Source organism: Celeribacter sp., from assembly GCF_048266405.1.
GTDB lineage: Bacteria > Pseudomonadota > Alphaproteobacteria > Rhodobacterales > Rhodobacteraceae > Celeribacter.
This window is the reverse complement of record NZ_JBLWZO010000002.1, coordinates 414,735-438,813: the sequence shown is the minus strand read 5'-3', so window position 1 is coordinate 438,813 and position 24,079 is coordinate 414,735. Positions and strand designations below refer to the sequence as shown.

Here is a 24,079-nt window from a genome sequence, read left to right as displayed (position 1 = left end):
GCGATCAAACTAGTCCCTCACGCCTCGTTGCGCCACCCGCTTTTACAAATGTCGCCTATGCCCCGTCTGTCACTCGGGCACGAGCATATAGCCCTCACCACGTACCGTTTGCAGGTAACGCGGCTGACGCGGGTCCGTTTCCAGTTTTCGGCGTAATCGCGTGATTTGAACATCAACAGCGCGTTCTTGCGCCTGTCCGCCATCACGGCCCAACCGCTCCACCAGATCGGCGCGTGACACAGCCTCACCAGGGGAGGCCGCAAAGATGCGCATCAACTGGTTCTCGGTCGCCGTCAGCCGCAAGGGCGTATCGCCCTCCCATAGCTCGCCGCGTTCGATATCATAGCGAAACTGACCCAAAAGCAGGTGCTTTGGTGCCGTCTCCGTCACATCCTCATCGGGAACCCGCCGCAGCACGGCGTTAATTCTGAGCAAGAGCTCTTTGGGCTCGAATGGTTTGGCGATGTAGTCATCCGCCCCCGCCTCAAGCCCCGCGATCCGGTCCTCGGTTTCGCCCTTGGCCGTCAGCAACATGATCGGCGTCGCAATACGCAACCGCAAATCGCGCGTCAGGGAAACCCCGTCCTCGCCCGGCATCATGACATCAAGGACGATCAGGTCAAATTCCAACCCCGCCAGCAAACGTCGCGCATGGGCGGCATCTCGCGCCGCCGTGACGCAAAACCCGTTCCGCATCAAATATTTTTTGAGTAGATCCCTGATCCGCTCATCATCATCAACGATGAGCAGGTGAATATCGCTTTTCAACTTTCCCCCTCCTTAAAGGCGTCGAAATACGCCCTTTGGTCAGGGTCCATCATGGCCTCAAGAACTTTACGAAATCCAGCCACAGCTTCGTGACCTGCTTCGCGATAGGCAGCCCGCATCCGACCGCGCTGCGCTTCCGAAAGTTCCGCCTCAAGCTTCTTGCCCGTCTCGGTCAGATACAAATGCCGCTCGCGCTTGTCGCGCTTGCCAACACGGCTCTCCACCAATCCGTCCTCGATCAACGCCCGAAGCACGCGGTTTAGAGACTGTTTCGTCACGCCGAGAATGTTCAACAGATTGTTGACCGTCGTGCCCGGAGTGCGATTGATAAAGTGGACCGCGCGGTGATGGGCGCGGCCATATCCATGCTCCTCCAAGATACGATCAGGGTCTTGGGTAAACCCGCGATAGGCAAAGAACATCGCCTCGATGCCCTTGCGCAATTGTTCATCCGTGAGAAAGAGAAGACTTTCACTTCCCGTATTGCCGCCGCTTTTCCCGTCCGCCATACGATCCTCACATCAGCCACTGGTATGGCCAAGCTTATGTCAGCCTTATTGACATTCCAAGGTCCAATTGATAGCGACAATGCGATTTCGTGCAATAAAATAACGGTTTCGCGGGCGCGTGATCTCTACAATGCCCCACGACCCAAGCAGAGGACTCACCCCATGGCAGGTGCATATGATGATCGCGACGGCAAAATTTGGATGGACGGAAAACTGGTCGAGTGGCGGGACGCCAACGTCCACATCCTGACCCACGCCATGCACTACGCGTCCTCGGTGTTTGAGGGTGAACGCTGCTACAACGGCACGATCTTCAAATCCGTCGAACATTCCAAACGCCTTCTGGCCTCTGGCAAATTGCTCGACATGCCGATCCCCTACACCGTCGAGGAGATCGAAAAAGCCAAATACGACGTGCTCAAAGCCAACGGTTGGGACGACGCCTATGTGCGCGTTCTGGCATGGCGCGGCGCGGGCGAAGACATGGGCGTGGCCTCCAACAAAAACCCCGTCCGTATGGCCGTGGCCGCATGGGAATGGGGTGCCTATTACGGCGACGCCAAAATGAACGGCGCCAAACTCGACATCGCCAAGTGGAAACGGCCCTCCCCCGAAACGATCCCGACCGCCGCGAAAGCCGCAGGTCTCTACATGATCTGCACCATGTCCAAACACGCCGCCGAAGCCAAAGGCTGCTCCGACGCGCTGTTCATGGACTATCGCGGCTACGTGGCCGAGGCGACAGGTGCGAACATCTTCTTCGTCAAGGACGGCGAGGTTCACACCCCTGATCCCGATGCGATCCTCAACGGCATCACCCGCCAGACCGTGATCGAAATGCTTGAGAAAAAGGGCGTCAAAGTCCACGTGCGCCGCATCCTTCCCGAAGAACTCGAAGGGTTCGAGCAATGCTTCCTCACCGGAACGGCAGCCGAAGTGACCCCCGTGGGCCAGATCGGCGACTACACATTCGAGGTCGGCGCTCTGACCCGCGACATCGCGGAAAGCTACGAAAAACTCGTGCGCGCCTAACACATTAACCCGAGCTAAACTCAAAAATGCCACTCTCCGTCAATTCGAATTGGCGGAGAGTTTTTTTATGATGAAGCGCGATACATTCTATCTGGTCCTTGTCGTTTTTCTCGTCGTGGCACCCGCAACCTTCATGCTGGCCCTGCACTATGCGACCCATAACCCCTCTTACCGACCACTCGGGATCACTCTGGAAAAGCTGCTCGAAGCGGGGCAAATCGCCGACAAGACACTTATCGTGACCGAGGTCACATTCGGCCCCAATGCCGAGTCGAACCTCTCCTTAGACGACTATCGCACGGCCTTCGACAAATCCTTTGGCATTTTCAACACCGAGACCCGTGTTGAGTTCCGAAATGCAAAGTCGGGCCGCGATATCATTATTCGCTACAAAGTTGGCAACAGCGTCATCGGCCCCTTCCCGATTTCACGTGCCGCCGAGGGCATCCGCGCCGCGGTCGAGGCCGAGCGCATGGTGACAAAGCAACGCGCAATCCTCGCGCAAAAAGAACAAAGCAATGAACAGGAACAAGGATTCTGGGCCCGCATCCTGTCTGAATAGGCGACGCCACAGGTGCCCTACATCACCGCTGTGGTTTTTTTCAATCGTTCGGCGGAGAGACCCAATTGCCGCTCGCGGTGGATCACCAACAGCCCCGATGCCACAATGATCGCGGCCCCGATGATCGTCATCCATGTCGGGATTTCATCGAAAAAGACATAGCCGACAAGGATGGCAAAAACCATCGACGTGTATTCAAACGAGGCCAATGTCGAGGCCGGCGCATAGCGATAGGACGATGTCAAAAGCACCTGTCCAAACCCGCCAAGAAGCCCCGCAAGGATCAGTTGTGCCATGACCCATCCGCTCGGCATCACCCACCCGAAGGGAAAGGTCAGCCCCGTGACAAGAGTGGCAATGACGGAGAACCAGAACACGATGGACGTCGTGCTTTCCGTCCGCACCATGACCCGCAAATGCAGTTGAATAAACGCCACCACGATCGCCGCGAGCAAGGCGGCAACGGCTCCGAGCGTCTCATCGGGCGTAGGCGCACCGTGCAACATGGTCAGGCGCGGTGACAGGATGATCAAAACACCTACCATGCCAATCGCCACAGCCGTGAACCTGAACACCCGCACACGCTCGCGCAGGATCACAGCCGACAGGATCACAATAAACAGGGGCCGCGCATATCCGATGGCGGTGGAATCTGGCAGAGGCAAAAGCGACAAAGCCGTGAAGCCGAGCATCATACTTCCCGCCCCCAGAATGCCGCGGATTAAATGCGCCTTGGGATTGACCATCTTCAACCCCTGTCGCAATTCCCCACGGGAAAGCAAAAACCCGACGACAATGGGAATAGCAAAGAGCGAGCGAAAGAATGCCGCCTGAAACGGCGGCACTTCGGCGGTCGCGGATTTGACAAAAGACGCCATTGCCAACATGACGGCCAATGACGCCAGCTTCAATCCGATCCCACGCATCACATTCACGGTTTTGACTTCCTTTGGCGGACCTTCAGAGTAGCGCACACAATACCTTGCGCAAGGTCACAACCTCTTACGTTTTTGCAAGCCGCCCTATCGCCCAACGCGCCGCATCGGCAACTGTCGGGTCGGGGTCTTCGGTCAGTTTTGCCGCCTGCGGGATGAAACTCGGATCATCCGAATTACCGATTGCGTAAAGCACGTTGCGCACGAACCGATTGCGCCCGACCCGTTTGATGGGCGAGCCGGAAAACTTTTCGCGAAACGCCGCATCGTCGAGTTGCACCAGTTCCGCCAAAGGCGGCGCACGAAGATCATCGCGAGCTGCGTAGCGCAGCTCCTTGGCCTCCACCGCGAATTTGTTCCACGGGCAGGCGGCGAGACAGTCATCACAGCCATAGATGTGATTGCCCATCAAAGCGCGAAGCTCCTCATCCACGGGGCCATGATGCTCAATCGTGAGATACGAAATACAGCGCCGCGCATCGAGTTGATAAGGCGCAGGAAAGGCATCCGTCGGACAGGCATCCAGACAGGCACGGCACGACCCGCACCGCTCGATTTCAGCAGGATCGGGGTCGAAATCGACAGTGGTAAAGATCGCGCCAAGGAAAAACCAACTGCCCAGATCACGGCCCAACAGATTGGTGTGCTTGCCCTGCCAACCAAGCCCCGCCTTTGCCGCCAGAGGCTTTTCCATCACGGGGGCGGTATCGACAAACACCTTGATCTGCGTGTCATCACCCGCTTGCTCAATGAGCCAACGGCCAACGCGTTTGAGCCGCTTCTTGACGATGTCATGGTAATCGCGATTGCGGGCGTAAACCGATATTGCGCCGGATTGGGGTCTATTTACGGCCTCCATCGGATCTTCGTCCGGCGTATAGGCCTCCGCGAGCATGATCACGGATTTGGCTTCGGGCCACAGCGCAGTCGGATCACCGCGCCACGCCATGCGCTCTTCCATCCACCCCATTTGCCCGTGGTGCCCCGACTCGACAAAGCTGCGCAACCGCGCCATCGCCTCAGGCAAATCGGGTCGCGCAAACCCGACTTTGGAGAACCCTTCCTCCAGCGCTTTGGCGCGTACGGTGTCCTTATCGAGATATGTCAAAGGTGCCCCTTTCAGGGACAGGACGGATCAAAAATCGAGGTCGGCGTAATGGGCGGGCGGCGGAAAGCCTGGCACTTGGTCAACCAGAAGCGAACGGAACGCAGGACGCGATTTGATCTTTGCGTACCAATCCTTGACCACAGCCGAGCGGTTCCAGTCCACATCCGAGATGTAGTCGAGGCACGACAGATGTGCCGCCGCGGTGAAATCCGCAAGCGTCATCGTATCGCCCGCAAGCCAACGGCGACGGTCCAAAAGCCACGCCATATAATCAAGGTGATACTTAATCCCCTTGGCCCCTGCCTTCACATTCGCGGAGATGGGATAGCCCGCCTTCATCAACTTCCGGTTCACCCGCTCATAGAGCAGATTCGACGTCACTTCCTGATGGAATTTGTCATCAAACCAATTCATCAGCCGCCGCACCTCATAACGTCCCTCGGGATCTTTAGGCATCAAGGATGGCGTGGGATAGACCTCTTCGAGATACTCACAAATCGCGGAGCTTTCAGACAGGTTCATCTCACCGATGCGCAAGATCGGCACCTTGCCTGCGGGGTTGCGGCGCATGAAATCGGGATCGCGTTCCCAATACCGCTCCTCAACCAACTCGGCTTCGATTTTCTTTTCCGCAAGCACAAGACGGACCTTGCGACAAAAGGGAGAGAGGGGCACGTGATAAAGTCGGTTCATAGGCTACTACTCTTTGTTTATCCCTCTTTGCCGCGAATGGCGGGACGTTTCAATCCTCGAAACAGCGCGCACGTCCATCGACGGCTATTGTCGCGGCCCCATCGGCAATCTGACGCGCACGGCGTTGCACAAATTGACCCGGTTTTCCCGCATTTCGTGTCTTTGGGCTAGGCAGCACAGCGGCAAGGCGTGCCGCTTGTGTCGCTGTCACCTCATCAGGACCAACACCGAAATAGTGGCGACTGGCCGCCTCCACCCCGAACACGCCCGTGTCGAACTCGGCGATGTTGAGATAGACCTCCATAATCCGCCGCTTGCTCCAAAGCAATTCCACAACGGGTGTGGTCAATGCCTCAAGCGCCTTTCGCGGCCATGACCGCCCGTGCCACAAAAAGGCATTCTTGACCGTCTGCTGCGAAATCGTCGAGGCACCACGCGCACCGCCACTCTCGATCGCATCGCGAATCGCGGCCATGTCAAAGCCCCAGTGCAGACAGAAATTCGCATCCTCTGCCGCCACCGCAGAGCGCACCAACACGGGAGCCATATCATCAATCGGCGTCCACTGATAATCCAGATCGCCAGTCCGCAAACGCTCCGCCATCATATAGGGGGTCACAGGAACGGGGACGACGCTATAGGCCAAAATCCAGAGAACCCAAAGCGCCACAACACCGAATAGGACACGCCTGATACGCCGACGCAATCGACCAAACATCCCGATCTTGGGGGCATCAGCGCTCTTTCGTGTGCGCTTTGTCTGTCGCGTCTTTGCAGGCGCCGTCTTTTTCACTGTCTTTTTTGCCATGGCCTAGAGGGAGCATGGAACTCCCATAGGGGTCAAGGACCGCCACACACCCACAGCACAATCCCTGCGCAGGTGTGACCAAAAGAAAAGCCCCCGCATCCGCGAGGGCTTCCCAAATTGTGTCTCTAATCCTGCTTATTCTGCGGGAATAGCGCTTTCTTCGAGCGAGAGCGGTGCAGGAATGTGAACCAGCATTTCCTTCGGACAAGCCTGAAGGAAGTTGGCTTTCTCCACCTCCCAGTTAGACAGGATTTCACGTGCTTTCACGGAACCGGTCTCCGCCGCGTGACGCTCGATCAGGGACTTGAGTTCGTTCTCCCAGTGATCGACGGTCACACGACAGGTGATGAGCGTCTCAAGGTTCATCAGGTTTTCAACCGTGCCCTCAGGATCATAGAGATAGGCCATGCCACCCGTCATACCCGCGCCGAAGTTGGCGCCGATAGAGCCGAGGATCACCGCGATACCGCCGGTCATATATTCACAACCGTTGGAGCCACAGCCCTCAATCACCACTTTGGCACCCGAGTTACGAACGGCGAACCGCTCACCTGCGCGCCCTGCGGCGAACAGATACCCGTCGGTCGCACCGTAAAGCACCGTGTTGCCAATGATGGTGTTCTCGGAGGCTTTAAGCGGCGAATGCATGGGCGGATGCACCACAATCATCCCGCCAGACAGGCCTTTACCCACGTAGTCGTTGGCATCGCCCGACACTTCGATTTTCAGACCAGGAGCCGCGAAAGCCCCAAGCGACTGACCTGCCGAGCCCGAGAGTTTCACGGTCAGGTGGTCAGGTTGAAGATCGTTACGCATCCCGAAGTTGGTGACGATATGCGACGAGGTACGAGTGCCCACGGTGCGCAATGTGTTTTGCACCGCATATGACAATTGCATTTTCTCGCCATCATTGAGGAACCGCGCGGCGTCCGACACGATCTGTGCGTCGAGCGTATCAGGCACAGAGTTGCGTGGCTTGGAGCGGTCGTAAACGATGTTCTCGGCCCCATCCATCGACAAGAGCAACGGGTTAAGATCGAGATCGTCGAGGTGCGCAGAACCGCGTGACACCTGCGTCAGCAGATCGGCGCGGCCAATCACTTCGTCGAGCGAACGCGCACCAATGGAGGCGAGCAATTCACGGACTTCCTGCGCGTAGAAGGTAATGAGGTTTACCACCTTATCCGCGTTGCCTGTGAACTTGGCCCGCAGGTTGTCGTCTTGGGTGCAGACGCCGACGGGGCATGTGTTCGACTGGCACTGACGCACCATGATACAGCCCATCGCGATGAGTGCAGCGGTGCCGATACCGTATTCCTCGGCCCCCATCATCGCCGCCATGACGATGTCGCGACCCGTGCGCAAACCGCCATCGGTCCGCAGAGTGACGCGGTCACGCAGGTTGTTCATGGCAAGCACTTGGTGCGCCTCGGTCAGACCCATTTCCCATGGCAGACCCGCGAATTTGATCGAGGTTGCGGGAGATGCACCCGTGCCACCGTTGTGACCCGAGATCAGGATGATATCGGCTTTCGCCTTCGCCACACCTGCGGCAATGGTGCCGACACCAGAGGAGGCCACGAGTTTCACCGTGACTTTGCAGCGCGGGTTGATCTGTTTGAGATCGTAGATCAGCTGCGCGAGGTCTTCGATGGAGTAGATATCGTGGTGTGGTGGCGGTGAAATCAGCGTCACGCCTTTGGTCGAGTGACGCAGCTTGGCGATCAGGTCCGTGACCTTCATGCCGGGCAGCTGACCACCCTCACCGGGTTTTGCACCCTGTGCGACTTTGATCTCCAACTCTTCGCAGTGCAGCAGGTATTCCGATGTCACACCGAAGCGACCGGAGGCCACCTGCTTGATCTTCGCAGAGGCATTGTCGCCGTTGGGTTCTGGCGTGAAATCATCGGGGCTCTCGCCGCCTTCACCAGAGTCCGACTTCGCGCCAATGCGGTTCATCGCGATGGAAAGCGTGCGGTGTGCCTCGGGAGACAACGCGCCCAAGGACATGCCCGGCGTCACAAAGCGTTTACGGATCGAGGTGATGCTTTCCACCTCTTCGATCGGAACAGATTTGCCCAGAGGTTTGATGTCGAGCAAGTCACGCAAATGGATCGGCGGATTGGCCTGCATCTTCGCGCTGTATTGCTTCCACATCTCGTAGGACGCACGGTCACAAGCGGACTGCAACATGTGCATCGCTTGCGCTTCCCATGCGTGGGTCTCGCCCGATTTGCGCGATTTGTAAAAGCCACCGATAGGCAACGTGTTACCCCCGTGGAAGCCCTGTTTGTGCACAGCTTCGACCTTGCGCTGAATACCCGCAACACCGATGCCCGAAATCCGCGAATGCATACCGGGGAAGAATTCGGCGCACATGGCGCGCGACAGGCCAACAGCCTCGAAGTTCAGACCACCGCGATAGGAGGAAATCACCGAGATCCCCATCTTCGCCATGATCTTCAAAAGCCCCGCATCCACCGCAGAGCGGTAGCGCGTCACGGCTTCGGTCAGGGTGCAATCCAACAGACCACGATCAATGCGATCCGCAAGACTGTCCTCGGCGAGATAGGCGTTCACGATGGTCGCGCCACAGCCAATCAGCACCGCAAAGTAATGCGGATCAATACACTCGGCCGAACGCACACCGATCGAACAGAAGGTCCGAAGCCCCTTCTGCGTCAACCACGAATGCACCGCAGAGGTGGCAAGGATCATCGGCATCGCGACCTTGTCTTCGTCCTGCAACTGATCGGTCAGAATGATGTGACCACCACCCGAACGCACCGCGTCTTCCGCCTCGGAGCGAATACGGTCAAGACCCTTACGCAACGCATTTGGCCCGCCGTTGACAGGGAAGGTACAGTCGATCTTCGTCATCGGCGCATTGAATTGCGATTTCAGCGCATCGAACTGCGCATTGGTCACAAAGGGGCTTTCCAACACGAGAATCTCGGTCTGGCTGCTGTCCTCGTCCAACACGTTCTTGAGGTTGCCGAACCGCGTCTTGAGGCTCATCACGCGATATTCACGCAAGCTGTCAATCGGCGGGTTTGTCACCTGAGAGAAGTTCTGACGGAAGAAGTGGGACAGTGGACGGTATTTGTTCGACAGAACAGCCGAAGGCGTGTCATCGCCCATCGAGGCCAATGTCTCTTTGCCATCCTCGGCCATTGGCGCGAGAATCTGCTCCAACTCCTCAATCGAATAGCCCGCCGCGATCTGACGCTTCTTAAGCTCTTCACCCTTGAACAGCGTCTTTTCATCAAGACCGGACAACTCCGATTCGAGATCCTTGATCTTGCCAACCCAGTCGCCAAACGGCTGCGCATTGGCCAGCGAGTCTTTCATCTCTTTGTCGTGGTAAAGTTTGCCTTCGGCCATATCCACGGCCAGCATCTGACCCGGACCAAGCGCGCCTTTTTCCACCACAGTGGCTTCGTCAGTCGGCACCATGCCCACCTCGGACCCTGCGATGACAAGACCGTCACCCGTCACAACATAACGCATGGGGCGCAGACCGTTGCGATCCAGACCCGCACAGACCCAACGACCATCGGTCATAGCGAGTGCGGCGGGACCATCCCATGGCTCCATCACGGAGTTCACATAGGAATACATATCGCGCCACGACTGCGGCAGTTCTTCTGCGTTCTTGGACCACGACTCAGGCACCAACATGGTTTTCGCCATCGGCGCGGTGCGGCCTGCGCGCACGAGAACCTCGAACACAGCGTCAAGCGCGGCACTGTCGGACGAGCCTTGCGGGCAGATCGGTTTGATGTCCTCGGCCATGTCGCCAAAGGTCGATGAGGCCATGCGAATCTCGTGGCTCTTCATCCAGTTCAGGTTGCCCTTGAGCGTGTTGATCTCACCGTTGTGCGCCAACATGCGGAACGGCTGCGCCAACCACCATTGTGGGAAGGTGTTGGTGGAATAGCGTTGGTGATAGATCGCAAAGGCGGACTCAAAACGCTCGTCCATCAGGTCGGGATAGAATTCCGCAACCTGCTCGGCCAACATCATGCCTTTGTAAATGATCGAACGGCACGACAGGCTACAGATATAAAGCTGGCCGACACCTGCGGCGGCGGCGGCTTTCTCAATGCGGCGACGGATCACATAAAGCTCGCGCTCGAATGTTTCCTCGTCCACGCCTTTTGAGTTCGAGATCAGGATTTGTTCAATCTCGGGACGCGTTGCGTTGGCTTTTTCACCCAAGCAGGACGTGTCCACGGGCACGTGACGCCACCCGTAGATGTAATAACCCATGCGCAGCACTTCGCTCTCGACAATCGTGCGGCATGTTTCCTGAGCGCCAAAATCGGTGCGCGGCAAGAACACCTGACCAACAGCGAGCAATTCACCCTTACGCGGCGTGTGCCCCGTGCGGTCAACTTGATCATAGAAGAACGGAACAGGGATCTGGACGTGGATACCCGCGCCGTCACCCGTTTTACCGTCAGCATCAACAGCACCACGGTGCCAGATGGCCTTCAACGCGGCGATGCCGTTTTCCACAACCTTGCGGGATTTCGATCCGTCAACAGAGACCACAAGACCCACACCACATGAGGAGTGTTCGTCCTCTTCGCGGAACAGGGAATGCTCGGTCATATAGGCGCGTTTTGCTTCTTCGCGAGCGGCCCAGTTTTCATCATATTTTGTCATCGTAAACCCTTCCTTCGTTGGTGGGTCAGGACAGTTGTCCTATTTAAAACACTGATGGGCGGCGCAACGTTCGGTGGGTCCGACAGGTGTCCGACAAAAGTCCGACGGGGGTCTGACCGACAATTTGGCCCGATTTTATTGCGCCTTCCCTGTCCTACATTTTCACTCTGCGGCCACGGCTGAGGCGGCGTTGATCTGGTCGAGGATCGCATCGGCGGCCTCGCGACCATCGCGGATCGCCCAAACGACCAAAGAGGCCCCGCGCTGAATATCGCCACAGGCATAAACACCGTCGAGCGAGGTCAAATGCGTTTTGAAATCCGCCAGAACAGTACCCCAACGGGTGACTTCCAGACCATCAGTGCCCCAGAGTTTCGGCAGTTCTTCAGGTTCAAACCCGAGTGCCTTCACAACCAGATCGGCCTCTTCGACATAGTCGGAGCCTTCGATCAATTCGGGTGACTGACGGCCAGAGGCATCAGGTGCACCGAGGCGCATTTTCTGAACCATAACGCCTGTGACAGGATCGCCTGCGAAGCCTTTTGGCGCGGAGAGCCAGACGAACTCGACGCCTTCTTCTTCGGCGTTCTGGGTTTCGCGTTGCGAGCCAGGCATGTTGGCGCGGTCACGACGGTAGAGGCATTTGACCGATGTAGCGCCCTGACGGATCGCTGTGCGCACACAGTCCATCGCGGTATCGCCACCGCCGATCACGACGACCTTCTTGCCCTCTGCATTCAACTCGCCGCTCTCGTATTCCGCGACGCTATCGCCAAATCCGACCTTGTTCGAGGCGGTGAGATAGTCGATGGCACGCACGATCCCTTTGGACCCTGCACCGGGCCCTTGCAGGTCGCGGGACTTGTATACACCCGTTGCGATCAACACTGCATCGTGTTTCGCACGCAGGTCGTCGAAGGAGATGTCTTCGCCCACATTACAGTTGAGAACGATTTTAACACCGCCCTCTTCGAGCTGTTTCACGCGGCGCAGAACGATGTCTTTTTCCAACTTGAAGCTCGGGATGCCATACATCATCAGACCGCCCGCACGGTCGGAGCGTTCATAGACGGTGACTTGCAGACCCTGACGACGCAGGCGGTCCGCCGCAGCCAGACCACCAGGACCGGACCCGATGATGCCAACGCTTTCGGTGCGCTCATGCGCAGGTTCAATCGGCGCGACCCACCCCTCGTCAAAGGCGGTGTCGGTGATGTATTTCTCGACAGACCCGATGGTCACAGTGCCGTGGCCCGATTGCTCGATCACGCAATTGCCTTCACACAGACGGTCCTGCGGACAGATGCGGCCACAGATCTCCGGAAAGGTGTTCGTCTCCTGAGACAGCTCATAGGCTTCCTTCAGGCGACCGGAGGCCGTCAGGCGCAACCAATCAGGGATGTTGTTGTGCAACGGGCAATGTGTTTGGCAATAGGGCACACCACATTGAGAGCAGCGCGACGCCTGCTCCGCTGCCTTTTCCTTCGCGAATTCCGCATAGATTTCATGGAAATCTTCCTTACGGACCTCCGCCGTCCGTTTCTCAGGCATATCACGCCCAACAGACACAAACTTCAGCATCGGCTCTTTTGCCATAACGCACTATCTCCATGAGTTGACGAGATTTGAGCCCTATCTACACAAGCCCATTTCAAAAGAAAAGTCATATGTGCTGACGTATTAAAGATTCAAACCCTCGTCAGAGATCGATATTCAAAGCCATTCAGAGATATTTAGGTAAGCAATACTGATACAAATTTGCGCTTCTTATTGAGATTCAATGCGTTTATCGTTTGGAAAACAACGAAGCATAGAGGCTCCCATGAGCATGTTTTATCTCCTTCTTGTCGCCCTAATTCAGGGCATCACGGAGTTTTTGCCCGTTTCATCCTCAGGCCACCTGATTCTTTTACCGCAATTGACAGGGATGCAGGACCAAGGTCTGACCATTGACGTGGCCGTTCATGTCGGCACACTCGGGGCCGTCATCCTGTTTTTCTGGTCCGACGTTAAGGCAGGTCTGGCAGGCATACCACGCATGTTGACGGGCCGTATCGACACGCAAGGCTCCAAACTGGCCTTCCTCCTACTTGTCGCCACCATACCCGTCATCATCGTCGGCCTCATTGCCAAAGTGACAGGCCTCTCGGACGCCATGCGTTCCATAACTGTCATCGGATGGACCATGCTGATCTTTGGCTTGGTCCTTTACTGGTTCGACAAAAAGGGCTCCTCTGTCAAAGCAGCCTCTGATTGGAACCGCCGTGACGCCATCATCCTTGGCCTCTGGCAAGCCATTGCCATCATCCCGGGCACCTCGCGTTCAGGGATCACCATCACAGGCGCAAGAGCGCTTGGCTACACCCGCGAGGACAGCGCCAAAATCGCAATGCTCATGTCGATTCCAACCATTATGGCCTCGGGACTTCTGCTTGGAATTGATGTCGTGGGCGAAGCAAATATCGACATGATGAAACTCGCAGCGCTCGGCGCCATCTTCGCCTTCATCGCCGCCCTTCTCGCACTCATTCTGATGATGCGGCTACTACGGTCGATAAGCTACGCGCCCTATGTCTACTATCGCGTGATTCTGGGCCTCATCCTTCTGACTATCGCTTATACCTAAGCAACAAAAAACGCGCCCTGAACGGGGCGCGTTTTTTATGCGTCATATCTTGTCTGCCTTAGACGTCGCGCAATCCTTTTGCGCTTTCTCGAACAGCTTCGAACTGACCATGTGGACGGTAGACCCACAGATAGTCCTCCAAGATAACCGACATCGAGGTTGGCTTGATCCCAAGGTCGTCAAACCCTTTCGCCCCGCCTGACACAACATTATCAACGGCGAGGTTTTTCAATTGATCCTTTGTCAGGATGCTATTGTGAAAAAGACCGGCGGTCAGGAACTGTGCGATTGAAAACCCTGTCGCCATGATCCGCCCCACCCAGAACGGAAGGTTGATGATCAAACGGCGGCGACGAATCATCTCAAGCATCTTGCTGACCATACCCTTGAGCGTATCCACGTCAGGACCGCCCAATTCATAGATCCCTGCAGGAGCCGCCCCCAGTGCACCTGCGACAGCGGCCTGAGCCACATCATCGACGTAGACAGGTTGAAATTTGGTGTTGCCGCCAACAAGGTAAAAGACGAACGGGATTTTCGCGGCCATTTTCGCGAATTTGTTAAAGAACGCATCCTCAGTCCCGAAGATCACCGATGGGCGCAAAATAACTGCACTTGGGAAGGCGTCCAAAACAGCAGCTTCACCTTCGGCTTTTGTGCGGGCGTATTCGCTTTGAGCGGCCTTATCCGCGCCGATAGCCGAGATATGCACAAGATTGGGAACACCCAATTCTGTTGCGATCGAGGCGATACGCCCCGCGCCTTCTGCCTGAACAGCAGCAAAGGAGTTTTTACCGCGTTCAGTCAGGACACCAACGCAATTAATAACCGCATCAGCACCCTGCATCGCAGCACGCACAGAGGCGTCATCGCGAATATTGCATAACACAGGTTCGACCTGACCGACTGCACCATAAGGTTTTACGTGAAGCGACTCGTTGGGGCGACGGACAGCGACGCGAACGCGCCAACCCTCTTTCGCCATACGACGGGCGATATAACGCCCTACAAAGCCAGCGCCGCCATAGATGGTGACCAATTTTGCCATCTGCATCTCCAATGCCTGAATGTCGCACTTTCAATAGCTTTTCAGACGAGAATGAACAAGACGCTATCAACAGCGACAGATTCCCGCACGAGACCCGTTGACACGCGCCCGTCCCCCCTATACATCGCCACTCCACGACATCATGCCCAGATGGCGGAATTGGTAGACGCGCTAGCTTCAGGTGCTAGTGTCCGTAAGGACGTGGAGGTTCGAGTCCTCTTCTGGGCACCACAATGTCAGTTCCAGATATCACTTCAATGAAACTTGTCGGTTCTGCTCTGAATGCGTATGCACGAACAGACCAAATTTTCTATGAGGCTCGATGTGACAAATTTTCTTTATAAGAAAGATCTCCCCAGCGACCTGTCCCTTGGCCCTATTGTGGCGATTGATTGTGAGACGATGGGCCTCAACCCTCACAGGGATCGCTTGTGCCTCGTGCAATTGTCAGACGGTGACGGCAATGCCCATCTTGTCCAGATTGAAAAAGATCAGTCCGATGCTCCCAATCTGTGCAAATTGCTCGAAGATCCGAACACCTTGAAACTCTTTCACTACGGTCGCTTTGATATCGCTGCGATGTACCATGCCTTTGGTGCCTTGGCCGCGCCAGTCTACTGCACCAAAATCGCGTCGAAACTGGTGCGCACTTACACGGATCGCCACGGATTGAAAAACCTCCTCGAACAACTGTTGAAAGTGGACATTCCCAAGTACCAACAGATGAGCGATTGGGGCGCGTTGAACCTCAAAGACGCACAACTGGATTATGCCGCTTCCGATGTGCTCTATCTGCATAAGTTGAAAGACAAACTAGACGCCATGCTTGCCCGCGAAGGCCGCACCGAGCTTGCGCAGAGCTGTTTCGACTTCCTTCCTACCCGAGCAAAACTCGATCTTGCGGGATGGCCTGACACCGACATTTTTTCGCATTAGCAATGGCGACCACATGACCCGCGAGGCATAGCAGATGACAACTGCCGAACAGTTTTTAACAACCGCCCGTCGCGCGGTCGATTGCGAGGCAGATGCGCTCCATCTTCTGTCCGCCTCACTCGGTGACAGTTTTGTTCAGGCGGTCCAAACCATTCTGAACACCAAGGGCCACACCATTGTCGCGGGAATGGGTAAATCCGGCCACGTCGCACGAAAGATGGCGGCCACGCTTGCTTCAACAGGCACGCCCTCACACTTCGTCCATCCCGCGGAAGCAAGCCACGGCGACCTCGGTATGATTGATCGCGATGATGTGGTTGTGATCCTCTCCAATTCTGGTGAAACCCCTGAACTGGCCGATCTCATCGCATTTACGCGCAGGTTCAACATCAAGTTGATCGGGATCACATCAAAGCCCGAAAGCGCCCTAATGCAAGCCTGCGACATCGCGCTCACGCTACCACACGCGGATGAAGCCTGCGGCACGGGCATCGTTCCGACCACCTCGACGACGATGGCATTAGCACTCGGGGACGCCCTTGCGATTGCGCTCATGGATCACCGCAAGTTCACAGCTGATCATTTTCGAATGCTGCACCCTGGAGGGAAGCTCGGAGCCCGGCTCACCAAAGTCGGTGATTTGATGCACACAGACATGCCACTCGTTGCGAGAGATTTACCCATGCGAGACGTAGTCGATACCATCTCGGCCAAGGGATTTGGCGTCGCGGGTGTTGTTGATGACACTGGCGCATTGATCGGCATAATCACCGATGGCGACCTACGCCGAAATATTGAATCCGTTTTAAACCAAACGGCCAGCGACGTCATGACACCAGACCCCATGACCATTTCCATCGACGCTTTGGCTGGCGAGGCCGTGTCTCGCATGGACGACCACGCGATTACCTGTCTATTTGTGCGGAATACCGCCGAAAATGCGCGCCCTTGCGGGATTTTAAAGATTCAGGACTGCCTTCGGGCGGGCGTTGTGTAAATCACACCTATGGCCCGATATAACAACAAACACTCGCGCATTGTCGCACTGGCAAAAATCGTCCTGCCACTGTTAAGTCTTGCCCTCCTCGCGACGCTCTTTTTGTTTGCGCGAGGCGGCGACTATGAACCCTCTCTGCCCTATGCACAGGTCGATATTGATTCGCTCGCGCGGGAACAGCGCATTGACGGGCCGGCCTTTTCTACCGTCACCGATGATGGCTCGGAACTTTATTTCTCGGCCGCCACTGTTCGCCCTGATCTATCAGGTTCGAACTCTATCAATTCAACCGCCATTGAGGGTGGGCTTCGTATGCCCGACAACGGCACAATTGATTTGTCTGCGGACAACGCCGTGATTGATGGGGAAAGCAAAATTGCGGAAATATCTGGCGGAGTCAGAATTCAAACCTCGACGGGCTATACAATCACCACCGAACGGCTTGCTGCCATGTTGGATACGGCGCAGATCGAAAGCTCGGATGCCGTACACGCCATTGGCCCCCTTGGCAGTTTAGATGCCGGTCATATGCTTTTGTCCCAAGACAAAGACACGGGAAACTACCTTCTTGTTTTCAAGGAAGGTGTTAAGCTGATATATCGACCAAAAGAGATAGAGGACCGCCCGTGACCAGACGCATATTCGCATACGCGCTCGCCTGCGCTTTGGGGCTTGCTACTCATGCCGCCACTGCACAAGGCACTTCGGTGGCCTTTGGCGGGTTAAAACATGACTCTAGCCTGCCTGTTGAAATCACATCGGACCAGCTTTCAGTGGATCAGTCCACTGGTAAAGCTGTGTTTGAGGGCAATGTTCTAATTGGCCAAGGCAGTATGCGCCTCACCGCAGGAAAGGTTGACGTGATCTACGGAGTCGAAGGCAGCGGCAACATCTCCCGACTGGAAGCGACCCAAGGTGTCACCCTAACCAACGGGGGCGAAGCCGTCGAAGCCAGTAGCGCGCGCTATGATCTGGACTCCAGTTCGGTGGTTCTGACGGGCAACGTGCTATTGACGCAGGGCGCAAATGCAATCTCTGGCGACAAGATGACGATTGATCTGAAGACAGGCGTGGGAATGATCGACGGGCGCGTCAAAACCATCCTTCAGCCTGGATCAAACAAATGAGCGAAGATCATGCGTTGATCATTCGAAACCTTCGCAAAGGGTATCGAAAACGGACCGTTATTCGTGATGTCTCCCTCGAATTGAAACGTGGTGAAGTGGTCGCGTTATTGGGCCCCAATGGCTCCGGCAAAACCACCTGCTTCTACTCCATCGCGGGACTGGTGATGCCCGAAGCGGGTCAAATCATCGTGGACGGTGCAGACATCACCACATTGCCGATGTATCGCCGTGCGCGAATGGGAATCGGCTATCTTCCACAAGAGGCTTCGATTTTCCGCGGCCTATGCGTTGAGGATAACATTCTCGCCATATTGGAAGTCACGGAAAGCGACCCTCTTGTTCGGCGTGAACGCCTTGAGGACTTGCTTTCCGAATTCTCGATTTCGCACATCCGCCGCGCTCCGGCATTATCATTATCAGGTGGGGAACGACGTCGCGTCGAAATCGCGCGCTGCCTTGCGTCAAATCCAGCCTATGTTTTGCTGGATGAACCTTTCGCAGGGGTCGATCCAATTGCCGTTGGGGAAATCAGATCGCTGGTTCTTGAGCTTAAAAGCCGCAGCATCGGCGTCCTCATTACAGATCATAACGTACAGGAAACACTCGGAATTATTGACCGCGCCTATATTCTGCATGACGGTCAGGTTCTCATGTCAGGGACCAAGGATGAAATCGTGGCAAACCAAGTTGTCAGAGATGTTTACCTTGGAGAAAATTTTCGCGTCTAGTTTGATCTAGGACAGTTGACAAACAGGGTGAATCTGCCGCCAAATGACTGTGATGCAACAAGATCGTATCCCGATCCGCGCCCAGATGATGGCACATCCGATGGCGCAATGTCGGCCCCGCATAGTGCTAGGGCCCGTGAATAAATCATGCATCACATCCGCTACGCAAAAATAACCGAGCGGGAAAACGTAGTAGCACGCTGGCACGTGTCACCTCGGACCCCCCAATAGCAAAAAGGAAGTATCACATGAGATACCAGATCAGCGGCAAACAAATCGACATCGGCGATGCACTTCAGGTGCACGTTAAAAGTGAACTTGGCGAAGTTATGAGCAAATATGCCGAACGCCCCACCGATGCGAGTGTGATCTTTTCCAAAAGCGGTTCTGAGTTTAACTGCGAAACCATTGTTCACCTGTCCACTGGTTTGACGACACAAGCGCGCGCAAGTGCGCATGAAATCTACGCAGCTTTCGACAATTGCGCGGAAAAAATGGAGAAACAACTGCGCCGCTATAAGCGCCGCTTGAAAGACCACCATGCGCAACGTTCGGAGCCGGTTGAACTCCATGACGCTTCCAGTTATATCCTCGCCGCGTCAGAACACGCAGATGAGCAGGAGCCTGATTCCCTACAGCCGATGATCATTGCCGAGATGGAAACGAAAATTCCAACACTCTCGGTCGGTGAAGCGGTCATGCAAATGGAAATTTCGGGCGTCAACGCTTTGGTGTTCAAAAATGAAGGAAAGACCGAACTTAACGTGGTTTATCGCCGTGAAGATGGAAACATCGGCTGGATTGACCCTAGCAACGTGAAATAAGGACCCTACCCGCCTCTTCGGACGGGAGGGGCGGGTAAGAACTTCTATGGAAATCACCGAACTGTTGAATCCAAAGGCGATCAAAGTCGTTGGAAAAATGAGTAGCAAGAAACGCCTGTTTCAAGACTTGGGCGACCTCGCGATGCTCACCTATGGCATTCCCTTGGGAGATGCTGTTGACGCGCTCCAGGAACGCGAAAGCCTTGGCCCGACAGGTGTGGGGCATGGGGTAGCCCTGCCTCATGCACGCATTCACGGCCTGAGCAGTGTCGTTGGTGCGTTTGTGCGCCTCGAAACACCGATGGATTTTGACGCTGTTGATCGTCAACCTGTCGATCTGATCTTTGCGCTTTTCGCTCCCGCAAATTCTGGTGTTGACCACCTGAAAGCCTTGGCATTGGTTTCGCGCACCATGCGTGACCGTGACATCTGTGCAAAGCTGCGTGCGAACACAGAAGCCGCCACACTACATGCCATTCTGTCCGCAGGCCCCTCTACGTCAAAAGCCGCCTGACCACTCTCACGCCAAAGGGCGAAATCCGAAAATCATATAATCGCGTTGGTAGGTCTGCTTCACGGCCTGCTCGATCTCATCGTCATAAATCTCAGCAAGCGCAAACGGATGATCCCCATCCTGTGCGCCGCATGATGGGGGAGCCTGTATACCAACAGCCTCCGCCAAACAGGCCAGATCACGCGACAACGTCTCCTCGCGCACAATCATATCGGGTAGGGAAAATTCCGAGAATCCCCGAATGATCTCCGACTGGGACGCCCACGAAGGGTCCACACGCACAGAGGTTTGTGCGTTCAAATTTCCCTTCACGAAGTCGACAAATTTTAGAAACGCTGTTTTGTGCTGTTCTTTTGAATACCCGTCATCCACCGCACCAACAGGGAGCGGTAAATCATATGTGGTGCGCAAAAGGTCACGAATTTCACCATAACTATGCTCACCTGTGGACACGATACGTGTGCAAAACGCTCGATGAAGCCGTACAACTGGATGGGAAATCACCGTAAAGCTGCGATGCTCTTTGGCGCGACGCTTCCATTGACGCAACGTCTTTTGGTTAAAGCCAATCGTCAATTCGGACCCGTCCACACCATCAAGTGCCGCAAGCCAGTCGCGCACAGCCGCTTCTGGACCAGAGCGTACAGGCAGATAGAGCAAGGGGGCCTGTGCCGCTGCGACATAGCTTGGAACTGTTGGCCCACGACGCGGCTCAAAGTTGGGCGTATTCGAGAGATTGAAATGATCAATCCCTGAGAGTTCCGCGACCATCTGATCGTAGTTTTTAACCTTGTCTTTGAGTTGTGACGGGTTTTGCACCTTTGTCTTTTGCGAGGTGGCATTCCGTTCGACATCAACTCCAAGGAACCGCGCAAGACCATTCACCACATCAATGTCCTTGATATCTTCGTAATTGATGTAAAACGCAGTTTGTCCGGACACCTGAAGCCGTCGCTGTATTTCGATTTGGAACGCTTTGATGGCGTCCAACATCCTCTCGAACTCCGGCTTTTCAAATGTGATTTTTGCTGTTTTTGCGTCTTTCAAATCTCCCAGACGCCATTGGCCCGTCTCGTCAGCAATCTTTTTGGACACATAGCTTTCAAGCGGGTTGCGGGTGAGAACAATTTTTGCGCATCTCGGATCATTCATAAACCGATCGAGCATCCGAGCATCGTGGTTATGAAAGAAGCGAAAACCGGCCAAACCGTCGGTCTGTGCAATCATGGCCTCCAACAACGCTTCGGGACGCTGTTCTCGCTGCGCCTTTGTGATGCCACACAACTGGTCTGCATTCGCCTTGCCGACGAACGCAGGATTATAAGCCTCACCCCAACATTTCAGTCCAGGGTATGAGTTAACAGTTGCTTCGAGAAAATTCGAACCTGTGCGCATCTCTGCGAGAATTACAAAATAGTCAAACCGTTCGGCCATATCGGGCTCACTTTATAAGATAGGGGCGTTTGCTTTCGCGCTGCGGCAAGTTGCTTTCCGACGTCATCGGGAAGTCGCCGACAAGATACGGGCTCATGCCTTTATTCTTCAGGTCTTGCAGGAATTGTGTGAAGCCCGTCAAGTCGCGCAACCGCGGAGTCTCTGTGAGGCGGCGTAAATTGCGCGGGCCGATCTCATCAATGATCGTTTGTAGCAACTCTGTACGACTCTCAATGAAATCCGCCATCGTCCAAATGCGAATCCGTGCTTTGACGTGTTTGGATCTCAGAATTTCCAAATGCTCGGCTTCAATACGCTGTAGTCTTGCCGCCTCGGCACGTACGCTTGCAAAGTCCATGTTTGATCGGAACAGGGTCACAGCCCAAGCCCCCGAAATCACCGAAATCTGAGCGTTGGGGTCCATCGCAATGAGCCAACTGATTTCCTGGTTGTCGCGAGGTCCAAAACTAAAGCTCTGCCGCTCGCCACGTGTATTCCAGATGAGTGACGTCAAGAACCCACAGGCATTATAATCACGTAATGTCGGGTTGTCCGAAAGGGCGCCCGCAAAGACATGCTGTCCACCTGCGAACTGCGCCCCTTCGGGCGCAAAGAGATGGCCGTGGACACGCGCCCCCACAGACCGTGACAGCCAGTCGTCGAAACCTTCAAACAGATCGGAAAATCCCTCGAACACCGAATAGGGCGCGCAGGTTTTCCCCCGCTCTTTGCCCGCGTGCGGCATGCGACTTTGCATATACAAACCCTCACGTCCATTTACGCGGCGATCAACCGCCTTGGAAAAGATACGGTCAATCTTTCCTGGGTTGGGCTCCGCACCCTGCATCGGGTTGTGGGTCGTGTTAAGAAACGTATCGTAAATGCGATCAGCTCTTGGCCAAATCTTTCGTGCCACAAAACAATCCGAGCGCCGCAAAAGTTGCAGGTGATCGTCATAAAAGATATGTGGCTTGCCCTGATAATCGAATTTGGACAGCGTCAAAGAGCGGCTTTCGATATCCGTCGAATAGAGGCGTACCAGAGACTGGTAGTAGCTCTCATCTGGAATCCACACACGCTTGAAGTAGGTATCGTAAATGTGGCGATTTGGGTCATTGAGAATGCTCGACAACGTTTCTCGCGAAAGACACCACCATTGCGATCCCAGGTGTGGAACCACGTTTTTGGGCACTTTCCGCTTAAACTTGAGCCGGCGTTGCAGCCGTACATACCCATCAAACAGGCGACGGTGCTTTTTCCACGAAAACGGGAACCGAAGCGTGAACCGCTCAGAATCCAACCCTCCGACGGTCCAAGGCACATCCTCGGTGGTTACGCTCTCTATGAAGTTCGTCGTAGAACGTGCCGCAAGATAGGCCTTCAAATCCGCGACAGGACGCAATGGCAAGCATGACCCCGAGGTCAAGTAGACGTGCTGCACTTCCGTGAACCGGTCCAGCATAAGCTCCGAAGCATCTTGAGACGCCGCCACCAGCGACCACGTCCCCCAATCGCAAGCATGCCGTTTCGAAAACATAACATTGTCGAGGTCAGACAGACTTTCCACAAACGGTTGGTACGCAGACGCAACCACACGTTTGTCCACATGGATCACCACAGGACAGCCTTGCTCCGCCCAATGGCGTGCCACCTGTTCGGCACGATTCAGCGCCGTATGAACCAACATGACAAACCCGACCGTCATGCCCAGTTTCCCTTGGACATCAGGCCGAGAATTTCGAGTTGCCGCCAGTTAATGTATTTCTCTGACCAATTGCACCACAGGTCAGGGTCCTCTTTGAGGTTGCGTTGGTAGGCCTCATATTCGCGGCTACTTGCGTAATGCTCTTGCCGCTGCATCTCTTCTTCCGTTTTTTCACGAAGCGTGCTGATAAACTTTGCATGCAGCAACGCACCAGACGCCTTTTCGCCACCATCCGTATCGTAAACAAGGTTCAACCCGCGCGGCAAAAGCATATGTGTGGATTGAATATACGCGTATTTCTTATCCCATTTTACCAAGGGAATTTTGTTCATGGATGGCGCATTATAGGGATCATCCTGAAAGAAACGCCGCGCCCGCGGTCCGCCCTGAATCCACAGATTATAATACTCTGGATTGGTGGAAATCATATAGTTTCCGCTATCGAACCACTCGGCAATCTCCAATGGATTTTGCCCCACCTGATACGGCACAGCATCAATGTTTCCCTTAGGATACATATCAATCATCATCGCCGAAAAACTTTTGAGACCCGAATTATCCAACCAGTCTGTCAAAGCAGGAATCGGGCGCGTGTCACAAAACGGGTAGACAAAAAACTCATCCACATCGACCGTCAATGTCCAATGACCATGGCAGTAAGTGCGAGAAATCCAATTCATCCAACGCACACCAAAATCAGAGCGCTTATAGCTCGCCTCCGTATGCCACAACGAAACATCTTCCTGCGCAGCGAGATACTCGCGCGACCCGTCATCGCTATCGTTGTCAACAATTAGAAAATGCGAAATGCCAAGGTCGCGATAGTACTGCAAGAAATAGGGTAAACGCACATACTCATTGCGGATCGTCATGACCACAAGGGTGTCATCGGGCTGAATTTGAGCCGTACGATTGACCACAGACGTCAGTTCACGACGCGCACGCAAGGCTTTGAACAAGACCTTTTTGCGCCTCAACCGCATGCGATATTTGCTAAACCTGCTCAAGCGACCAAATGTTCCCAATAGCTACAGGCTTAAACCCGCTTCTGCTT

Annotated in this window: 22 protein-coding genes and 1 tRNA gene; 11 read left to right on the top strand and 12 right to left on the bottom strand. The window is 55.1% G+C overall.

Annotated elements, in window-relative coordinates; all coding sequences use genetic code 11:
* Positions 1-69: 69 nt before the first annotated feature.
* The gene (locus ACN0TS_RS06935; RefSeq protein WP_417258606.1) at positions 70-768 is read right to left on the bottom strand and encodes a response regulator; all 699 of its coding nucleotides are present in this window, start codon (positions 766-768) and stop codon (positions 70-72) included.
* Positions 765-1,277 (bottom strand): MarR family winged helix-turn-helix transcriptional regulator, encoded by a 513-nt coding sequence (locus ACN0TS_RS06930; RefSeq protein WP_417258605.1) that lies wholly within the window; start codon positions 1,275-1,277, stop codon positions 765-767. Before ACN0TS_RS06930 ends, ACN0TS_RS06935 begins: the two co-directional genes overlap by 4 nt.
* Before the next feature lie 162 nt (positions 1,278-1,439).
* Here ACN0TS_RS06930 and ACN0TS_RS06925 point away from each other — a divergent pair, with 162 nt between their 5' ends.
* Positions 1,440-2,309 (top strand): branched-chain amino acid aminotransferase, encoded by an 870-nt coding sequence (locus tag ACN0TS_RS06925; RefSeq protein WP_417258604.1) that lies wholly within the window; start codon positions 1,440-1,442, stop codon positions 2,307-2,309.
* A gap of 67 nt (positions 2,310-2,376) precedes the next feature.
* Entirely contained in the window at positions 2,377-2,871 is a 495-nt protein-coding gene (locus ACN0TS_RS06920) for a hypothetical protein (protein ID WP_417258603.1), read from the top strand.
* 17 nt (positions 2,872-2,888) lie between these two features.
* On the opposite strand, the gene ACN0TS_RS06915 is transcribed toward ACN0TS_RS06920, so the two are convergent.
* The 6 genes from ACN0TS_RS06915 to ACN0TS_RS06890 form a co-directional block, all read right to left on the bottom strand.
* On the bottom strand, positions 2,889-3,797 hold the full coding sequence (locus ACN0TS_RS06915) for a DMT family transporter (protein WP_417258742.1): 909 nt from the start codon (positions 3,795-3,797) through the stop codon (positions 2,889-2,891).
* 76 nt (positions 3,798-3,873) lie between these two features.
* A complete protein-coding gene (queG, locus tag ACN0TS_RS06910; protein WP_417258602.1) occupies positions 3,874-4,914 on the bottom strand; it encodes a tRNA epoxyqueuosine(34) reductase QueG in 1,041 nt (346 codons plus the stop codon).
* 27 nt (positions 4,915-4,941) lie between these two features.
* Complete coding sequence (locus ACN0TS_RS06905; protein WP_417258601.1) at positions 4,942-5,607, bottom strand: glutathione S-transferase family protein; 666 nt, start codon at positions 5,605-5,607, stop codon at positions 4,942-4,944.
* 49 nt (positions 5,608-5,656) lie between these two features.
* Complete coding sequence (mtgA, locus tag ACN0TS_RS06900; RefSeq protein WP_417258600.1) at positions 5,657-6,415, bottom strand: monofunctional biosynthetic peptidoglycan transglycosylase; 759 nt, start codon at positions 6,413-6,415, stop codon at positions 5,657-5,659.
* A 135-nt stretch (positions 6,416-6,550) separates the two neighbouring features.
* Positions 6,551-11,086 (bottom strand): glutamate synthase large subunit, encoded by a 4,536-nt coding sequence (gene gltB / locus ACN0TS_RS06895; RefSeq protein ID WP_417258599.1) that lies wholly within the window; start codon positions 11,084-11,086, stop codon positions 6,551-6,553.
* A 162-nt stretch (positions 11,087-11,248) separates the two neighbouring features.
* Positions 11,249-12,682: an NAD(P)-dependent oxidoreductase gene (locus ACN0TS_RS06890; RefSeq protein ID WP_417258598.1), complete on the bottom strand. Its 1,434-nt coding sequence runs from the start codon at positions 12,680-12,682 to the stop codon at positions 11,249-11,251.
* A gap of 226 nt (positions 12,683-12,908) precedes the next feature.
* On the opposite strand from ACN0TS_RS06890, the gene ACN0TS_RS06885 reads away from it, so the two are divergent.
* On the top strand, positions 12,909-13,712 hold the full coding sequence (locus ACN0TS_RS06885; RefSeq protein WP_417258597.1) for an undecaprenyl-diphosphate phosphatase: 804 nt from the start codon (positions 12,909-12,911) through the stop codon (positions 13,710-13,712).
* 58 nt (positions 13,713-13,770) lie between these two features.
* Here the strand turns inward: ACN0TS_RS06885 and ACN0TS_RS06880 are convergent, their stop codons facing one another.
* On the bottom strand, positions 13,771-14,760 hold the full coding sequence (locus ACN0TS_RS06880; protein WP_417258596.1) for a complex I NDUFA9 subunit family protein: 990 nt from the start codon (positions 14,758-14,760) through the stop codon (positions 13,771-13,773).
* A gap of 144 nt (positions 14,761-14,904) precedes the next feature.
* Between ACN0TS_RS06880 and ACN0TS_RS06875 the strand changes: the two genes are divergently transcribed.
* The 8 genes from ACN0TS_RS06875 to ACN0TS_RS06840 all read left to right on the top strand — a co-directional run bounded on the left by ACN0TS_RS06875 (position 14,905) and on the right by ACN0TS_RS06840 (position 19,886).
* A tRNA-Leu gene (locus ACN0TS_RS06875) sits at positions 14,905-14,991 on the top strand.
* Positions 14,992-15,084: 93 nt separating this feature from the next.
* On the top strand, positions 15,085-15,696 hold the full coding sequence (locus ACN0TS_RS06870) for a ribonuclease D (RefSeq protein WP_417258595.1): 612 nt from the start codon (positions 15,085-15,087) through the stop codon (positions 15,694-15,696).
* A gap of 34 nt (positions 15,697-15,730) precedes the next feature.
* Positions 15,731-16,693: a KpsF/GutQ family sugar-phosphate isomerase gene (locus ACN0TS_RS06865; protein ID WP_417258594.1), complete on the top strand. Its 963-nt coding sequence runs from the start codon at positions 15,731-15,733 to the stop codon at positions 16,691-16,693.
* A gap of 9 nt (positions 16,694-16,702) precedes the next feature.
* A complete protein-coding gene (gene lptC, locus ACN0TS_RS06860; protein ID WP_417258593.1) occupies positions 16,703-17,323 on the top strand; it encodes an LPS export ABC transporter periplasmic protein LptC in 621 nt (206 codons plus the stop codon).
* Entirely contained in the window at positions 17,320-17,820 is a 501-nt protein-coding gene (lptA, locus tag ACN0TS_RS06855) for a lipopolysaccharide transport periplasmic protein LptA (protein WP_417258592.1), read from the top strand. Before lptC ends, lptA begins: the two co-directional genes overlap by 4 nt.
* Positions 17,817-18,548 (top strand): LPS export ABC transporter ATP-binding protein, encoded by a 732-nt coding sequence (lptB, locus tag ACN0TS_RS06850; RefSeq protein WP_417258591.1) that lies wholly within the window; start codon positions 17,817-17,819, stop codon positions 18,546-18,548. The genes lptA and lptB overlap by 4 nt, the downstream gene beginning before the upstream one ends.
* 248 nt (positions 18,549-18,796) lie before the next feature.
* Complete coding sequence (gene hpf / locus ACN0TS_RS06845; protein WP_417258590.1) at positions 18,797-19,372, top strand: ribosome hibernation-promoting factor, HPF/YfiA family; 576 nt, start codon at positions 18,797-18,799, stop codon at positions 19,370-19,372.
* 46 nt (positions 19,373-19,418) lie between these two features.
* Positions 19,419-19,886: a PTS sugar transporter subunit IIA gene (locus ACN0TS_RS06840; protein ID WP_417258589.1), complete on the top strand. Its 468-nt coding sequence runs from the start codon at positions 19,419-19,421 to the stop codon at positions 19,884-19,886.
* A 6-nt stretch (positions 19,887-19,892) separates the two neighbouring features.
* Here the strand turns inward: ACN0TS_RS06840 and ACN0TS_RS06835 are convergent, their stop codons facing one another.
* Genes ACN0TS_RS06835 through ACN0TS_RS06825 form a run of 3 tightly spaced genes read right to left on the bottom strand, consistent with a single transcriptional unit; the run spans position 19,893 to position 24,008 of the window.
* Positions 19,893-21,320 (bottom strand): sulfotransferase family 2 domain-containing protein, encoded by a 1,428-nt coding sequence (locus ACN0TS_RS06835; protein WP_417258588.1) that lies wholly within the window; start codon positions 21,318-21,320, stop codon positions 19,893-19,895.
* Positions 21,321-21,327: 7 nt separating this feature from the next.
* Positions 21,328-23,025, bottom strand: coding sequence for a beta-1,6-N-acetylglucosaminyltransferase (locus ACN0TS_RS06830; RefSeq protein ID WP_417258587.1), 1,698 nt, complete (start codon positions 23,023-23,025; stop codon positions 21,328-21,330).
* Positions 23,022-24,008: a glycosyltransferase family 2 protein gene (locus ACN0TS_RS06825; RefSeq protein WP_417258586.1), complete on the bottom strand. Its 987-nt coding sequence runs from the start codon at positions 24,006-24,008 to the stop codon at positions 23,022-23,024. The genes ACN0TS_RS06830 and ACN0TS_RS06825 overlap by 4 nt, the downstream gene beginning before the upstream one ends.
* Positions 24,009-24,079 lie beyond the last annotated feature (71 nt).

Bases quoted from the DNA above. Each gene is read 5' to 3' on its own strand.
- ACN0TS_RS06885 (WP_417258597.1), top strand. From the start codon at position 12,909: ATGAGCATGTTTTATCTCCTTCTTGTCGCCCTAATTCAGGGCATCACG.
- ACN0TS_RS06825 (WP_417258586.1), bottom strand. From the start codon at position 24,008: ATGCGGTTGAGGCGCAAAAAGGTCTTGTTCAAAGCCTTGCGTGCGCGT.
- ACN0TS_RS06840 (WP_417258589.1), top strand. From the start codon at position 19,419: ATGGAAATCACCGAACTGTTGAATCCAAAGGCGATCAAAGTCGTTGGA.
- ACN0TS_RS06925 (WP_417258604.1), top strand. From the start codon at position 1,440: ATGGCAGGTGCATATGATGATCGCGACGGCAAAATTTGGATGGACGGA.
- ACN0TS_RS06915 (WP_417258742.1), bottom strand. From the start codon at position 3,797: ATGCGTGGGATCGGATTGAAGCTGGCGTCATTGGCCGTCATGTTGGCA.
- ACN0TS_RS06835 (WP_417258588.1), bottom strand. From the start codon at position 21,320: ATGGCCGAACGGTTTGACTATTTTGTAATTCTCGCAGAGATGCGCACA.
- ACN0TS_RS06890 (WP_417258598.1), bottom strand. From the start codon at position 12,682: ATGGCAAAAGAGCCGATGCTGAAGTTTGTGTCTGTTGGGCGTGATATG.
- ACN0TS_RS06865 (WP_417258594.1), top strand. From the start codon at position 15,731: ATGACAACTGCCGAACAGTTTTTAACAACCGCCCGTCGCGCGGTCGAT.
- ACN0TS_RS06905 (WP_417258601.1), bottom strand. From the start codon at position 5,607: ATGAACCGACTTTATCACGTGCCCCTCTCTCCCTTTTGTCGCAAGGTC.
- lptB (WP_417258591.1), top strand. From the start codon at position 17,817: ATGAGCGAAGATCATGCGTTGATCATTCGAAACCTTCGCAAAGGGTAT.
- ACN0TS_RS06920 (WP_417258603.1), top strand. From the start codon at position 2,377: ATGATGAAGCGCGATACATTCTATCTGGTCCTTGTCGTTTTTCTCGTC.
- lptC (WP_417258593.1), top strand. From the start codon at position 16,703: ATGGCCCGATATAACAACAAACACTCGCGCATTGTCGCACTGGCAAAA.
- ACN0TS_RS06830 (WP_417258587.1), bottom strand. From the start codon at position 23,025: ATGACGGTCGGGTTTGTCATGTTGGTTCATACGGCGCTGAATCGTGCC.
- ACN0TS_RS06880 (WP_417258596.1), bottom strand. From the start codon at position 14,760: ATGGCAAAATTGGTCACCATCTATGGCGGCGCTGGCTTTGTAGGGCGT.
- hpf (WP_417258590.1), top strand. From the start codon at position 18,797: ATGAGATACCAGATCAGCGGCAAACAAATCGACATCGGCGATGCACTT.
- gltB (WP_417258599.1), bottom strand. From the start codon at position 11,086: ATGACAAAATATGATGAAAACTGGGCCGCTCGCGAAGAAGCAAAACGC.
- ACN0TS_RS06930 (WP_417258605.1), bottom strand. From the start codon at position 1,277: ATGGCGGACGGGAAAAGCGGCGGCAATACGGGAAGTGAAAGTCTTCTC.
- mtgA (WP_417258600.1), bottom strand. From the start codon at position 6,415: ATGGCAAAAAAGACAGTGAAAAAGACGGCGCCTGCAAAGACGCGACAG.